Annotated in this window: 10 protein-coding genes and 1 pseudogene; 6 read left to right on the top strand and 5 right to left on the bottom strand. The window is 70.0% G+C overall.

Features of this window, described 5'->3' with window-relative positions:
- Nucleotides 1-45 precede the first annotated feature (45 nt).
- The 4 genes from tap to ACH4U7_RS40415 all read left to right on the top strand — a co-directional run bounded on the left by tap (nucleotide 46) and on the right by ACH4U7_RS40415 (nucleotide 3,855).
- Nucleotides 46-2,295, top strand: a complete 2,250-nt coding sequence (tap, locus tag ACH4U7_RS40430) for a telomere-associated protein Tap (protein WP_398532768.1) — start codon at nucleotides 46-48, stop codon at nucleotides 2,293-2,295.
- Nucleotides 2,296-2,308: 13 nt separating this feature from the next.
- Complete coding sequence (gene tpg / locus ACH4U7_RS40425; RefSeq protein ID WP_398532767.1) at nucleotides 2,309-2,866, top strand: telomere-protecting terminal protein Tpg; 558 nt, start codon at nucleotides 2,309-2,311, stop codon at nucleotides 2,864-2,866.
- Between the two features lie 221 nt (nucleotides 2,867-3,087).
- The gene (locus tag ACH4U7_RS40420; protein WP_398532766.1) at nucleotides 3,088-3,483 is read left to right on the top strand and encodes a GNAT family N-acetyltransferase; all 396 of its coding nucleotides are present in this window, start codon (nucleotides 3,088-3,090) and stop codon (nucleotides 3,481-3,483) included.
- A gap of 147 nt (nucleotides 3,484-3,630) precedes the next feature.
- A complete protein-coding gene (locus ACH4U7_RS40415) occupies nucleotides 3,631-3,855 on the top strand; it encodes a hypothetical protein (RefSeq protein ID WP_398532765.1) in 225 nt (74 codons plus the stop codon).
- A gap of 221 nt (nucleotides 3,856-4,076) precedes the next feature.
- Here the strand turns inward: ACH4U7_RS40415 and ACH4U7_RS40410 are convergent, their stop codons facing one another.
- The 3 genes and pseudogenes from ACH4U7_RS40410 to ACH4U7_RS40400 all read right to left on the bottom strand — a co-directional run bounded on the left by ACH4U7_RS40410 (nucleotide 4,077) and on the right by ACH4U7_RS40400 (nucleotide 4,846).
- A complete protein-coding gene (locus tag ACH4U7_RS40410) occupies nucleotides 4,077-4,433 on the bottom strand; it encodes a hypothetical protein (protein WP_398532764.1) in 357 nt (118 codons plus the stop codon).
- Nucleotides 4,434-4,478: 45 nt separating this feature from the next.
- Nucleotides 4,479-4,616 (bottom strand): annotated as a pseudogene (locus ACH4U7_RS40405) (IS630 family transposase); the annotation flags it as partial.
- Nucleotides 4,613-4,846, bottom strand: a complete 234-nt coding sequence (locus ACH4U7_RS40400) for a hypothetical protein (protein WP_398532763.1) — start codon at nucleotides 4,844-4,846, stop codon at nucleotides 4,613-4,615. The pseudogene ACH4U7_RS40405 and the gene ACH4U7_RS40400, both read right to left, overlap by 4 nt.
- 363 nt (nucleotides 4,847-5,209) lie before the next feature.
- Between ACH4U7_RS40400 and ACH4U7_RS40395 the strand changes: the two genes are divergently transcribed.
- The gene (locus tag ACH4U7_RS40395; RefSeq protein WP_398532762.1) at nucleotides 5,210-5,692 is read left to right on the top strand and encodes a nitroreductase family deazaflavin-dependent oxidoreductase; all 483 of its coding nucleotides are present in this window, start codon (nucleotides 5,210-5,212) and stop codon (nucleotides 5,690-5,692) included.
- A gap of 335 nt (nucleotides 5,693-6,027) precedes the next feature.
- On the opposite strand, the gene ACH4U7_RS40390 is transcribed toward ACH4U7_RS40395, so the two are convergent.
- Nucleotides 6,028-6,264 carry an acyl carrier protein gene (locus tag ACH4U7_RS40390; protein ID WP_398532761.1) on the bottom strand — a complete coding sequence of 79 codons (237 nt, stop codon included), beginning with the start codon at nucleotides 6,262-6,264 and terminating at the stop codon, nucleotides 6,028-6,030.
- Nucleotides 6,265-6,363: 99 nt separating this feature from the next.
- A complete protein-coding gene (locus ACH4U7_RS40385; RefSeq protein WP_398532760.1) occupies nucleotides 6,364-7,122 on the bottom strand; it encodes a thioesterase II family protein in 759 nt (252 codons plus the stop codon).
- 81 nt (nucleotides 7,123-7,203) lie between these two features.
- On the opposite strand from ACH4U7_RS40385, the gene ACH4U7_RS40380 reads away from it, so the two are divergent.
- Nucleotides 7,204-13,845, top strand: coding sequence for an amino acid adenylation domain-containing protein (locus tag ACH4U7_RS40380; protein WP_398532759.1), 6,642 nt, complete (start codon nucleotides 7,204-7,206; stop codon nucleotides 13,843-13,845).
- Nucleotides 13,846-13,888: the final 43 nt, after the last annotated feature.

The following is a 13,888-nucleotide window of genomic DNA, read 5'->3' as shown; positions in this document are numbered from 1 at the left end:
TTGATGTGCGTTTCATGTACCATTGAAGGGTGGAGGTGAGCCCCTGTGCCCAACGATCAAGACGCACTGTTCAGTGCGGTCGATGCCCTGCTCGAACAGGTCGCCGACCCTCTGCCACCGCCCGCCGAGCGCAAGCGCCTGCGAGAGGCGGCAGGGCTGAGTCAGGCGCAGATCGCGGAGGCGCTGGACACCCGGCGTGAGTCGGTGGGGAATTGGGAGACCGGCCGGGCCGAACCGCGGCCGCCGAAGCGCGCTGCGTACGCCCGACTCCTGGAAAAACTCGCCGCCCGCTTTCCCGCCCCGGCTGCCGAGCCCTCGCAGGAGACGGCGGCGGCGCCCGAGGCGTTCACCGGTCCCGCCCCCTTGACGGATGAGTCGCCGGACGGGCGGGCCGCGGCCACAGGGCCGGCCCCGGAGGCTGCGGCCGTGACCATGGAGAATGCCCCGCAGCGTCGCACCTCCGTTGCCCCGCCGCGTCCGGCGGCCACCGCCAGGTCGGTGTCGTCGTCGCGCCGCCCGGGCGCGAAGAAGGCCGTCCCAGGGAAGGCCGCCGCGGCGGCCGCGGCCGATCCGCGGTTCGCTCATGGGCCGCTTGCCGTCGTGGACGCCGACGAGGGCCATCAGGTTGTGGCGTACTGCGTCGACGGCCTGCTCCTGGACGTACCCGCCAAATCCCTCCCGGCGCTGGTGGAGTGGACGCTGGCGGAGGCGCGGCTCGGCGCGCCGAAGCTGAACGGGTCGGGCAGGGACGCCGACCCGGTGCTCGTGCTCACCGAGGCCGCGCTGGAGCGGTACGGGCTGCCGGTGACGCTGTCGGAGTCCGAGCGGCTGGAGGGACGGTTGCCGGAAGGACACAAGATCCTGGGGCAGCTCGACCGCGCCAACTGGCAGCTGACGAAGCGCGGGTTCGGTCCGTGGGCGTGGATCTACCGTCCCGCCCAGGGGCGGCAGCGGCAGTGCGTACAGCTGTGCATCCCGTCGTGGAACGCGCTCGATGCCCGTTCCTGGGGCGACGCCGCCCAGCTGCCGCCGGCGGAGCTCGCCCTCCTGCTGGGCACCTATGCGCGGCGGGTGATGACGCCGCGCGGCTCCACCGCCGTCACCGGCCTTGAGCTCATGACCGCCCTCAACCCGCCTACGAGGGCGAGCGCGCCGGACGAGAATGGTCAGCGGCACAAGGAGCACCGGCCCGGGTCGTTGGGCGAGCAGCCGATGGACTGCGCGCCGTGCGAGGCACCCGACGGGCACCCGCTGCTCGCCGACCTGCCCCGCTTCCACCAGCGGGGGCCGGCCGAGATGCTGTTCGAAGAGGCGTACGACTGGGCGCGGGAGCTGACCGATACCGAGTGCATGAAGCGGTTCCTGGTCGGCATCGACATCAACCTCGCCTTCGGCGCCGCCGCCCACGGCGCGGTCGTCGGCCTCGCCACACCGCCCGAGCATGTCACCAACCCCGAGTTCGACCCGGCGCTGCCCGGGGCGTGGCTGGTCGACCTTTCCCATGTCGACCTCTCTCGTGTCCTGGTGGGCAAGCAGTGGCGGCAGCTGGACGGCGAGTTGCTGCCCAGCCCGTTCACGCCGACCGGCGAGCGCCCGGCGGGCCCGGCCTGGTACGCGACGCCGACCGTGGCGTACGCGGTGGAGCTCGGCTATGACGTCGCGCCGATCGAGGCCTGGGTGCGGCGGGAGAAGGGCAAGTTCCTGGACGGCTGGTACAAGCGGCTCCGGGATGCGTACGTCCACACCATGGGCGACCTGGGTGTGGCCGAGAAGCTTCCGCCCCAGGAGTTCCTGGCGGCGATGGACGGCTACAAGCAGCGCGACCCGGACATGGCGATCGTCCTGGATGCCATCAAGTCCACCGTGAAGGGCGGCATCGGCAAGCTCCGCGAGCGGGCCCGGGGCGGCAAGCCCGGGGAGGCGTGGCCGGCCCTGTCCCGGCCGACATGGCGGCCCGACATCCGCGCCGTCGTGATCTCCCGAGCCCGGGTCAACATGCACCGCAAGATGATCAGCCTGGCCGCCGCCACCGGCCAGTATCCAGTGGCGATCCTGTCGGACTGCGCCGTATACGCCGCCGACGGACCCTCCCCGCTGGACGTCCTCCCGTACGACGCCGACGGCAAGACGGTGCCCGGCTCGTTCCGGATCGGGGTGTCGCCGGGAATGGTCAAGCACGAGGGCACCCAGACGACCCTGTGGGGCGAGGAAGTCCGCGAGCAGTACAGCCCGAACCTGAACCTGGCCCGGTACATCAAGACAGGCGAAGTCACCGCCAAGGACGACGGAGAATAGGGAGAGCGAGCCGATGGTCACGGTCGGGGAAGGGCTCGACAAGGCGGTCCAGGGCGCGTTCACCCGCCCCATCCCCAAGTCCGCCGGCGCCCAGATGCGCTACCTGGTCAAGCAACTCAAGGGCACCAGGGCGGTCGCCCAGCTGCTCGGGATCACCCAGCGCACCGTCGAACGCTATGTAAAGGACCAGATCAAAAAGCCCCGCAAGGACCTCGCCAAGCGGATAGAGCACGAGGTCAAAAAGCGCTGGCAGCCCCAGATCCGCGCCAAGGCCAAACAGACCGCGGCCACCACCACCGGCATCGTCATCGACGTCCGCGCCCGCTTCGGCTTCACCGCCGCCCCCGGTACCACCGACGACGCCCGCCTGCGCCACCTCCCCACTCTCGCCCTGCCACCGCAGCACGCCGCCCGCCTCTTCGAAGCCCAGGAAACCGGAGCCACCGAACAGCAACTGCGCGACATCACCGCCGAGGCCCTGGGCGAGGTCTACTTCCGCGACAACGGCCGCCGCGCCCACGGCCTGGAAGTGGAATTCACCGACCTGGAACACCTGGAGTTCGATCTGTAGATGAGGTGCTGACGGCACAAGCCCCGGGCCGCTTCTGGTGGGGTTGGCCGCGTAGGCGAAAAGCGAGAGAGATGTTGGTGGGGAGCGGAATCATCCGACGGTAAGGCGGCTCCGGAATGCTGCTGAGTTTTGGGAACACTCACCGACGTTTTCTCAAGGGTGACCCGCTCGGGCATGGTTGAAGCGCCACGGCGGTTGCCCGGGCGTCCTACACTCACGGAATGACGATCACATACGAATGGCGGGGCGAGTTCGAGAACACAGCCGTCAACGCGCTGCACGCGGAGGGCTTCAACCATCGGGTCCTGAACATCGACTGGCTGGAGCAGGTCCATCGCCACAGCCTCGGTTGGGTCTGCGCCCGGCGCGACGGCGAACTTGTCGGCTTCGTCAACGTCGCTTGGGACGGTGGGGTCCACGCCTTCATCCTGGACACCTTGGTCAGGGGCGACCTTCGCCGCTCCGGGATCGGGGCCGAACTGATCGCCGCAGCTGTCCAGGGCGCCCGGGCGGCGCAATGCGAGTGGCTGCACGTCGACTTCGACGGCAACCTGCGGGCGTTCTACTTCGACGCCTGCGGATTCAAGCCGACGGAGGCGGGCCTTATCGCGCTCTGACCGGGCGCCAGAGATCTGTCGGCGGTGGTCTGCAGCCGCCCTCGCCCTCAACCGAATCTGGAATTGATCACCGCTGAGAAGACGTCACTGGTCCGTGCCGGACGTTTCCAGCCAGGAGGGCGCGACACTTGCGAGAGCGAGGAATCCATGAGCGATGATGTCCTGTCGATCATTCCGACTGATCCTCAGTGGCAGCCGGGACGTGACGCGGCTGGCCGCGTCGTCTCGCTCGTCGAGGAACTGACTCCGGGAGTTGTCGACGGTGTGGAGGTGGAGATCGACGTGATGTGGCACGACGTCGTGACCGTATCGCGATCTGGAACCCGAACGCCTCTGGTTCAGTACGGACGAGCTGACGATACTTGCGGATGAGCTGGGGCATCCCGTGAAATAGATCCGGGCTCGTATCTGAGCCTCGACGGCTCAGCCGAACTCGGGTCGGCGACCATCGCGGACAGGTCGGCGGCGGAGGCCGCCCGCCGCCCGAACGTCACTCCCCAGGCCGAGGCCTGGCTGGTGGGCACGCATCGAGGGCCGGGACCAACTGGAGCGCCGTCCGCACCCGCACCATCGCCATGTGCAGGAACTCCACCTCACCGACGCCGGTCGCGAGGTCCTGACTTCCGCAGACCGTATCGGTCTTCGAATGTTCGGAGCCGGTCCCTGACCTGGGCGAGGTCGGTGAAGTCGTTGGGTGGGACGAGGTTGACGCGCATCGCGCGGGCCTGGCCGGGGGCAAGGGTGGGGTGGCAGCGGCAGCGGGCCTGGATCGAGGTCTTCTCGTCTGCGCTGATGACGTACTCGTCCTCGCCGAGCGGGACGCCCTGCCAGGTGCGGGCGTACAACCCGAGCGCCCGCTCGGGCTTGATCCGGAAGTCGGGGTCGGTGATGAAGATCCAGGAGCGCTGCTGCCAGGGGTTGAGCGCGTCGTCGGCCAGCCAGCGGCGCACGGTGGAGGCGGAGACCGAGCCGGCGATCGCCTGGGCGACGACCTCGCGGGCCAGCTCCGGGCACGACCAGCGCGACAGCGGTACCCCGGTCTCGGCCGACAGCCGGCAGGCCAGGGCCTTGACCTGGGCTGCCGGCAGCGCACTGAACGACGGCGGTCGTCCGGACCTTTCGCGGTCCCTCAGCCTGCCGAGACCGTGCTCGGCGAACCGGTCCCGCCAGCAGCGGACCGTGTCCAGGCGCAGGCCCCCGTTTCCCGGGCGATGCGCGCGTTGGAGCGTCCTCGTGCGGCATGCAGCACCACCTGCGTGCGCGTGCGTAACCGGTACTCGGTTTTGTGACCGTAGGCCATCTTCTTCAGCCGCTCGCGCTCGGCGGCGCGCAGGGCTATCGGGCAGGCGGTGGCAACGGGCAAGGCAGGCAGGCCGATCGGGAGAAGTGGATCACGACCTACTACGGCCGGCAGCGACTGCTGCGAGGACTCCCTGCTGCCCACGGGCGGCCCCACGGGCACCCCCGCAGAAGCACTCCTGCGCCCGCCAGCTTTACCTCGCCGCCCCCGGCATCTGACCAGACACCGACCGCAACTGTCCTGTCTCATTCGCCCTTGCTGCCCGGGGATACCCTGACCTGCGGAGACACAAAGCCGGGTGCGACACCGGAACCTTGCCGTCTCACTTGAAGTCGTCGGCAGAGCGGGAATGGCGGTCTCCCCTTCGCGCGAGGTTTGTGTTGGACTGTCCCGACATAATCCGTACACGACAATGGGGTGAATGCTATGCCTCTTGAGGGCGAGTACGAGCCGAGTCCGGCGCAGTGGGTGCGCGAACAGGTCGAGCTGTATGAGAGTTCGGGTGGTACACAGGGCACAACGCTCTGGGACACGGGCCTGCCGGTCGTCATTGTCACGATGCGCGGCGCGAAGAGCGGCAGGATCCGCAAGATTCCGCTGATGCGCGTGGAGCACGAGGGGCGGTACGCGGCGGTGGCCTCGAAGGGCGGCTTCCCGCGCCACCCGGTCTGGTACTTCAACCTCAAGGCCGACCCGCAGGTGGATCTCCAAGACGGCCCCGAACGCCAGGGCATGATGGCCCGTGAGGTCACCGGGGACGAGAAGGCCCTGTGGTGGCAGCGCGCGGTCGCGGCGTATCCGCCGTACGCCGAGTACCAGGAGAAGACCCACCGCGTGATCCCCGTCTTCGTACTCGAACCCGAGCACCTGGCCGGGCCGGCGAACGCCCCGGCGCCGACGAGGAACTGAGCTTCGGACCCCACTCGCTCGGCCCGGCAAGGCGCCGCGCGGCGGGGGACAGGAGCCCGGCGCCGGCCTGGACAGGCTCACCTGACCTTGTTCCCGGAATGCGAACTGAACAAGGTCAGGTGAGACAGAGACGACGTCTCGTGAGACGGGACAACACCCCTGCCTCCGCCGTCAACCCCCGAAGGAAATCCGGACCGGACCACTTGGGCCGAGTGCTCCCCGGACGGCGCCGACATCGCGGATTCGGGCGGCCGCCACCTTCACCAGGGCTTACGGCGAGAACGTTCGACAGGGGCGGAAGAGCCGCGGACAGGGTTCCGACCTGTGTGGATCATCTATCGGCCCCCGCACCGTTCTGCCGCCATTCTGGCGAACGAGTCGATGTCACACGCGTCAAATGCCTCCATGATGGACACCGGCGCACCGCACTCCTGCTTGACCAGACTCACGATCTGCATGATGGACAGAGAGGTCGCTGCCAGATCGAAGAAGTCCTTGCGCACGTCGAGGGTGTCGACGCGCAGGACTCGACGCACGATGTCGAGCACGCACTCATAGGGGCTGTCCTGCATCGAGGCCCTTCCTCCCGCTGTGGACGCCGTGGCGGTGACGGTCCGCTCACCCGGCTCGGTCCGCTCACCCGGCTCAGGGGAGCTCAGAGAGACGGACAGCTAAGAAGGCGGCCGCAGTGCCCGTACCACATGGGAAACGATCTCCTCCATGGCGTCCTGTACGAAGAAGTGGCCTCCCGTGACACCCCTGGCCTCGAAAGAGCCGGTCGTGTGGGAACGCCACCCTGACACTGCCTCGGCGCCGACGATCGGGTCGTCGTGGCCGACGAACGCCGTGACCGGGCTCTCGAGTTGTGGGCCGGGCCGATACTCGTACGTCTCGTACCAGGTGAAGTCCGCCCGCAGCACCGGAAGCAACAACTCCATCAGCTCCTCGTTCTCGGCGATCTCCGGCGGAGTACCGCCCCGGGTTCGGAGCCGCTGTACGAGCTCCGCGTCGTCGAGTGTGTGGAGCTTGGTGGCAGAGCGCGGCACATCTGGGGGAGGCTCCGCGCTGAGGAACAAGCGGGTCGGCGCGGGCTGTCCTCGCTCTCGCAACGCGCGGGCGAGCTCGAAGGCGAGCAGAGCCCCGCCACTGTGACCGAACAGTGCGAACGGCGTGTCGGCCGTGTGCGGTGCGATCGCGTCGGCGAGTTCGTCGACCAGCGTTTCGAAGCAGGTCTGCGGAGGCTCCACGAAGCGGTCCTCGCGCCCCGGCAGTTGCACCGCCCACAGCTCGACGTCCAGCGGCAGCACATCCGCCCAGGGCAGAAAGGCCGAGGCGGCGGCGCCCGGAAAGGGAAGACAGAACAGGCGATGGTGCGCGTTGGGCCGACGAACTCTGCCCAGGCAGGGTGTGTCGAATGCGAACGTAGCCACCGGCCCAGCTAATCACACGGCCCCGGCCTCTCGTAATGCCACGCATCCCGCATCCTGTAGTCGGCGGCCTACGATGTGGGAATGGACCAGCGGCCACTGTCGTTCAGCCAGGAAGCACTGTGGTTCCTCTGCCGGCTCCAACCGGCCAGCCCCTTCTACAACATGTCGCGTGGCTACCGGCTGTGCGGGGCGCTGGAGCGACAGGCGCTGGAGAACGCGTTCGCCGATGTGGTGCGCCGTCACGCCATCCTGCGTACGAGGATCGTCGAGCGCGACGACCGCCCCGAGTTGATCGTCGATCCGCCGCAGTCCCGCTGGACCTTCGAAACGGCCGACGTGAGCGGGCTGCCGACGGCACAGCGGCAGGCGGAAGTGTCACGACTCAACCTCGAGCTCGCTCGGCGCCCGTTCGACCTCGCTCATGACCTCCCCGTCCGCGCCCGGCTTACCCGTCTGGACGAGACCGAGCACTTGTTGCATGTGGTGTTCCATCACATCGTGGCCGACCGGTGGTCCCTGGACCGCGTCTTCGCCCCCGAACTCGCCGAACGGTACGCCGACCACCTCGCGGGCGACGCCGCGCCGATGCCCGAACTCCCCGCCCAGTACTGGGACTTCGCCCGCCGACAACGTGAGGAACTGACCGAGGAGAAGCGTCGGAGCCGACTCCGCTACTGGTGGGATTCGCTGATCGGTGCCCCGGCGGTGCTGGAGGTTCCCGGCGACCGGCCTCGCCCTCCGACGCGGGGGTTCCGAGGCGAGACGTACGCCTTCTCACTCCCGGATTCCCTGGTGAAGGGAGCCCACGAACTGTCGCGGCAGGGCCGCACGACGATGTTCATGACGATGCTGACGGCATTCGCCGGGGCCGTGGCGCAGTCCAGCGGTACCGACGACCTGATCATCGGCGTACCGGTAATGAGCCGGGGACGGTTCGACCACCCTGAGCTGATCGGCATGTTCGTCAACACGCTGCCGCTCCGCATCGACCTCCGTGGCGGCCCGCCAGCCCTGGCCGCGCTCAAGCGGGTGCGGTCGGCGGTGCTCGGGGCGCTCGGAAACGGTGAGCTTCCGTTTGAGCAGATCGTCGCGGGGCTGGACATCGACCGTGACCTCTCCCGCAATCCGCTCATCCAGGTCGTGTTCCAGTTCGAGGACGTACCGCCGGGGGCGCGGTTCACCGAGCCGGAGGTCTTCGCGGAACCGGTCGGCGTCTCGTCGCGGTCGATCCGTTTCGACCTCGAACTGCATATGTGGTTGCGGGCCGATGGTGGTGTCTCGGGCAAGGCCGCCTACGCCACCGATCTCTACGACCGGGACACGATCGCGACGCTGGTGAGCCGGATCGAGAGGGTTCTCGGCGCGATGGTCGTGTCCCCCGACCAGCCCCTGCCGGGTGTTGCGGCGACTCGCAGCCGGCGGCCGTCGGACGGGTCGGCCACATCCGTGCACGGGTCGGCCACATCCGTGCCGCGGGTGCGCCGCCTCGATGATCGGCCGGATGCGGCCGTGACCGCGCCGGACTCTGTCGCGCGGCCGCTGACCCCCGCGGAGCGTCTGGTGCTGGACGTCTGGCAGGAGGTGCTCGATGTCACCGGCATCCGCCCCGGCGACAACTTCTTTCATGTCGGCGGCAGTTCGCTGCGTGCCACCCGGGTCGCCGCCCGGCTGCGCCAGCGGCTCGACCTGGAGGTGCCGCTGCGCCTGCTGTTCCAGCACCGCACCGCCGAGAAGCTGGCGGCGGCGCTGCCGGCCGCGCCCAAAGCGGCGGGCGGCGAACTCACCGGCATCTCCCGGCCCGCCATGCCACCGCTCTCCTTCGGTCAGGAACGGCTGTGGTTTCTGGATCAGTTGGTGCCGAGTAGCACGGCCTATGTCATGGGCACCGGGTTCCGGCTCGTCGGCGACCTGGATCCGGTGGTGCTCCGGCGCGCGCTCGACGAACTCGTCCGTCGCCACGAGGTCCTGCGGACGTCCTTCCCGCTGGACGTGTCCGGGCGCCCCTGGCAGTCGGTCGCGTCGGCCACGTCGGCCACACCAATCGCTCTTCCGGTGGTGCAGGTGGCCCAGGCCACCGACGAGGACATCACCGATACGGTGGTCCGTCTGGCCCGGAAGCGTGTCGAAGAAGGCCTTCCGCTGGCATCCGGCCCGTTGCTGCGGGCCACGCTCTTCCGCTTCACCCCGCGGCTGCACGCGCTCGTCCTGCACATACATCACTCGGTGTGCGACGCGGTCTCCCTCAACCTGATCGCCCGTGAAATCTCCGCCCTGTACACCGCCTTTGTTCAAGGGGTACCGCCGGATCTGCCCGAGCCGCCACTCCAGTACGCCGACTACGCCACCTGGCAGCGGCAGCGGGCTGAGGGTGCCGACGCCGAGCGGGAGATCGCCCACTGGCGGCGTCGGCTGGCCGGACTGACACCGCTCGACCTGCCCACGGACCGGCCACGCCCGGCAGTGCAGAACCTGACCGGCGGAAGGTACTCCTTCAGCCTGCCCCAGGACCTGACCCGGGCGATGGCGCGGTCCGGCGAGGACGAGGACGGCACACCGTACCTCGTCATGCTCGCGGCCTGGGCCGCGCTGCTCGCCCGATACTGCGACCAGGACGATGTGTGCGTCGCCACGCCCGTCGACAACCGGACCCGGCCGGAGCTGGAACAGCTGGTCGGGTTCTTCGCCGACACCGTCGTCATGCGGATCGACTTCGGCGGCGCCCCATCGTTCCGTGAGCTGCTGCACCGCGTGCGCGACACGTTCCTGGAGGCGCACGAGCACCGGAACGTGCCCTTTGAACGGCTGGTGGCCGAACTCCCCGTGGAGCAGGACGCCAGTCGTAACCCACTGGCCCAGGTGGCCCTGGTCCTCCATGACGGCCGTGTGCCCGCCATCGGCCTGGGGCCGGTGCGCGCCGAGCCGTTCGGCCTGTCCAATCCGGCCACGAGGTTCGACCTCGAACTGCATATGCGTATCGAGGCGGACCGGACCCGCTGCCTGCTCACCTACGCGGCCGACCTGTTCGACGAGAAGACCGTTGCCCGTATGGCCCGGCACCTGGTGAATCTGCTCGGTGCGGCCGTCGCCGACCCGGAGCGGCCGGTGTCCCGGCTGGAGCTTCTGGAACCCGAGGAGCGGCACGAACTGCTCGTGACGTTCAACGACACCGATATCGACCTCGGCGGGTTCGCCGCGCTCCACGAACTGGTGGAGGAGCAGGTACGCCGCTCCCCGGACGCTCCGGCCGTCGTCTTCGGCGACCGTACGCTCAGCTACTCCGCACTCGACGCCGGTGCCGATCACCTGGCCGCGCATCTGCGGGACCTGGGCGCCGGTGCCGAGCGCATCGTGGCCGTCTGCCTGGAGCGGTCCTTCGACCTCGTCATGGTGCTCCTGGCGACGCTGAAGTCCGGGGCCGCTTTCATGCCGCTGAGTCCGGACGACCCGCCGGGACGCCTCGCCGCACTCCTCGGTGACGCGTCCCCCGCCGTCCTGGTCACCTCCGAGTCGCTGCGTCGGCGACTGCCCGTGGTCCTGCCCATGGACCTGCCGGTGGTGGTCGTCGACGCGGTCCGGGCCGAGGAACCGCGGCCACCGGCGCCTCGGGCGCCGGTCGAGCCGCGCCGGATGGCGTACGTGCTGTACACCTCCGGGTCCACCGGGAAGCCGAACGGGGCCGTCAACACCCACGAGGGCATCGTCAACCGGCTGCGCTGGATGCAGGCCCAATTCCCGCTCGACGCGGGGGACGCCGTCCTGCAGAAGACGCCGGTCACCTTCGACGTCTGCGTCTGGGAGTTCTTCTGGCCACTGATCTCCGGGGCCCGGCTGGTGCTGGCCGAGCCCGGTGGACATCGCGATCCGGACTACCTCGCCCGGGTCATCCGGGAGCAGCGGATCACCACGGTGCACTTCGTACCGTCGATGCTCCACCTGTTTCTGGCCCGGCCCGGGGTCGAGGAGGCCACTGCGTCTCTGCGCCGGGTGCTGTGCAGCGGGGAGGCGCTGGACCCCGGGTTGCAGGAGCGGTGTCGGCGCAGGATCGCCGCCGACCTGTACAACCTGTACGGCCCGGCGGAGGCCGCGGTCGATGTGGCCTTCTGGCGGTGCCGGCGCGGTCCCCGTCCGGATACCGTGCCCATCGGCCGCCCGATCGCCAACACCCAGCTCTATGTGGTCGACAGGCATCTGCAGCCGGTGCCGGCGGGGGTACCGGGCGAGCTGTGCATCGGCGGTGTCGGCGTAGGCCGTGGCTATCTCGGGCGCGACACCCTGACCGAACTCCGCTTTCCGCCCGACCCGTTCCGCCCCGGCCCCGGACGACGGCTGTTCCGGACGGGTGACCGGGCGCGCCACCGCCCCGACGGGGCACTGGAGTTTCTGGGCCGCCGCGACGACCAGGTCAAGCTGCGCGGAGTCCGGATGGAACTCGGCGAGATCGAGGCGGCGCTCACCGCCCACCCGGCGGTGGAGGCCGCGGCCGTGGCACTGCGTGCGGACACCCCCGGCGGCCCGCAGCTGGTGGCCTACGCCGTCCCCGAGCCGCGGCGGGCGGGCGTGCCGCGGCGCCTGGCGGGTTTGGACCGCACCGGCCGCGCCGTGGGGCAGCACAGGACCGTGCTGCCGGACGGTACGCCGGTGTTCCACCGGCATGGCGGAGAGACCGCCTTCATGTACGGCGAGATCTTCCCGGCCCGTACGTATGCCCCGCCCGGTGTCCGGCTGCCGGACCGTGCGGTGGTCTTCGACGTCGGTGCCAACATCGGTCTGTTCAGCCTCTTCGCGCACCGCGACTGCCGCGATCCGCTGGTGTACGCCTTCGAACCCGTGCCCCAGGTGTGCGACATCCTGCGCCTCAACGCCGAGCTCCACGGCATCGACGCGCGGGTGTTCGACAAGGCGCTGGGTGACCGGCCGGGGACCGCGGAGTTCACCTTCTACCCCGGTGTCTCCATGCTCTCCGGCCGATACGCCGACTCCCGGCTCGATCGGCAGCGCATGCGTACGATCGCGTCGAAGGATCTCGGGCCGGCCGCGTCCGGGCGGGATGTGGAGGACATTCTCGACGCGCGGCTCGGCGTGACGCGGATGATCCGACCCGTCATCACCTTGTCGAGCGTCATCGAGGAGCAGGAGATCGCCCGGATCGATCTGCTGAAGATCGACGTCGAGCGCGGCGAACTGGATGTGCTGGCCGGGATCACCGACGGGCACTGGCCACTGATCCGGCGGATCGTGATCGAGGTGGACGATGCCGACGGTCGGCTGGCCGCCGTGCTCGAACTGCTGCGGTCGCGCGGCTACACGGTGGCCGTGGACGACAGCACCGGCCAGGCGGCTGCCGACGGGCTGCGCGTGGTCCACGCCTCGCACGCCTCGCGTGAGGCGGCTGGGTCCCGTGAGCCCGCTGGACCGCGGGGGACCGGCGGGTGTGACGGGCCGGTCGCCGACTCGGGCCGGGAGGACGAGGCCGACCGGCTGCTCGGGGAAGAGCACGGCGGCCCCGAGGAGAGGTACATCAGCCCCGACCGGCTCGCCGGTGACCTCCTGGCGTTTCTGCGCCACCGACTGCCGCTGCCCATGGTGCCCTCGTCCGTGGTGTTCCTCGACGAGCTGCCACTGTCACCCAACGGCAAGACCGACCGTCGGCGCCTGCCCGCGCCGGGCGACCGGCCGGAACAGCGCGGCGCGGTGTCTCCGCACGACGACACCGAGCGCGCCCTGACGGAGTTGGCGGAGGAGCTGCTCGGCGTGTCGCCATTGGGCGTGACGGACGACTTCTTCGCGCTGGGCGGCCACTCGATCCTCGCCGCACAGTTGATGGCCCGCGTCGAGACCGCGTTCGGCCGCCGTCCCTCCCTGGCCGCTTTCCTGCGGGAGCCGACGGTCGAGCAGCTTGCCGGATCGCTGCGCGCGGACCGGCCCCCGGATCCGGCCCCCGACGGTGTCGTACAGCTCCGCGCGGGCACCGGCGACCAGCCGCCGCTGTTCCTCTTCGCACCGCTGGGCGGCGGAGTCCTGTGCTACCGGGACCTGGTCCGGCACCTTCCGCCGGGGCCCGCCGTGTTCGGGCTGCGGGCCCCCGGCTTGGACGAGGGCACCAGCCCCGAGAACGACCTGGCGCGCCTGGCCGCCCGTCAGGCGGCGGTCGTCCGACGCGTGTGGCCGACCGGACCGTATCGGCTGGCCGGCTGGTCGTTCGGTGGTGTTGTCGCGTTCGGGGTCGCGTGCGAGCTCGTCCGGGAAGGACTGCGCGTCGAGCCGCCGGTGCTGATCGACAGCTATCCGGTGGCCGAACCGGCCACGGCCGGGCACAGGGCGGCCGAGTTCGTCGCCACGTTCGCCCGAGAACGAGGACTGTCGGCTCCGCCGACACCGCGGCGGTCCGCCGGCACCCAGGACAACGACCCGCTCGGATGGATCATCAGCCGGCTGCGGGAGATCGGCGTGCCGCCGCGGGAGATCGACGACGAGGAGGTCGCCCGGTACTGGGGCGTCTTCGACGCGGCGGCACGGGCCGCCGAGCGGCACCGGCCCACCCGTTTCCCCGGACCGCTCCTGCTGCTTCGGCCGCGGCGCCCGGGACGGCCGCAGGCCGGTCCGGCGGGTGGCTGGGGCGCTCTGGCCGACGGCGGGGTGGAGGTGCGCCGGGTACCGGGCGACCACTTCACTGTCCTGGGCGCCGAAGCGGCCGCGGAACTCAGCAGGATTCTGACCAGCTGACCAGCTGACCAGCTGACCGGCTGACCGTACCGGCCGACCGGCT

The organism is Streptomyces sp. NPDC020845, from assembly GCF_044334165.1.
Classification (GTDB): Bacteria; Actinomycetota; Actinomycetes; order Streptomycetales; family Streptomycetaceae; genus Streptomyces.
Note: the sequence above shows the minus strand (reverse complement) of the source record. Positions and strands in the feature narration are given on the sequence as shown.

What these genes read in the sequence shown, in the direction of transcription:
- tpg (WP_398532767.1), top strand. Translation starts at nt 2,309, where the DNA reads ATGGTCACGGTCGGGGAAGGGCTCGACAAGGCGGTCCAGGGCGCGTTC.
- ACH4U7_RS40420 (WP_398532766.1), top strand. Translation starts at nt 3,088, where the DNA reads ATGACGATCACATACGAATGGCGGGGCGAGTTCGAGAACACAGCCGTC.
- ACH4U7_RS40415 (WP_398532765.1), top strand. Translation starts at nt 3,631, where the DNA reads ATGAGCGATGATGTCCTGTCGATCATTCCGACTGATCCTCAGTGGCAG.
- ACH4U7_RS40395 (WP_398532762.1), top strand. Translation starts at nt 5,210, where the DNA reads ATGCCTCTTGAGGGCGAGTACGAGCCGAGTCCGGCGCAGTGGGTGCGC.
- ACH4U7_RS40390 (WP_398532761.1), bottom strand. Translation starts at nt 6,264, where the DNA reads ATGCAGGACAGCCCCTATGAGTGCGTGCTCGACATCGTGCGTCGAGTC.
- ACH4U7_RS40380 (WP_398532759.1), top strand. Translation starts at nt 7,204, where the DNA reads ATGGACCAGCGGCCACTGTCGTTCAGCCAGGAAGCACTGTGGTTCCTC.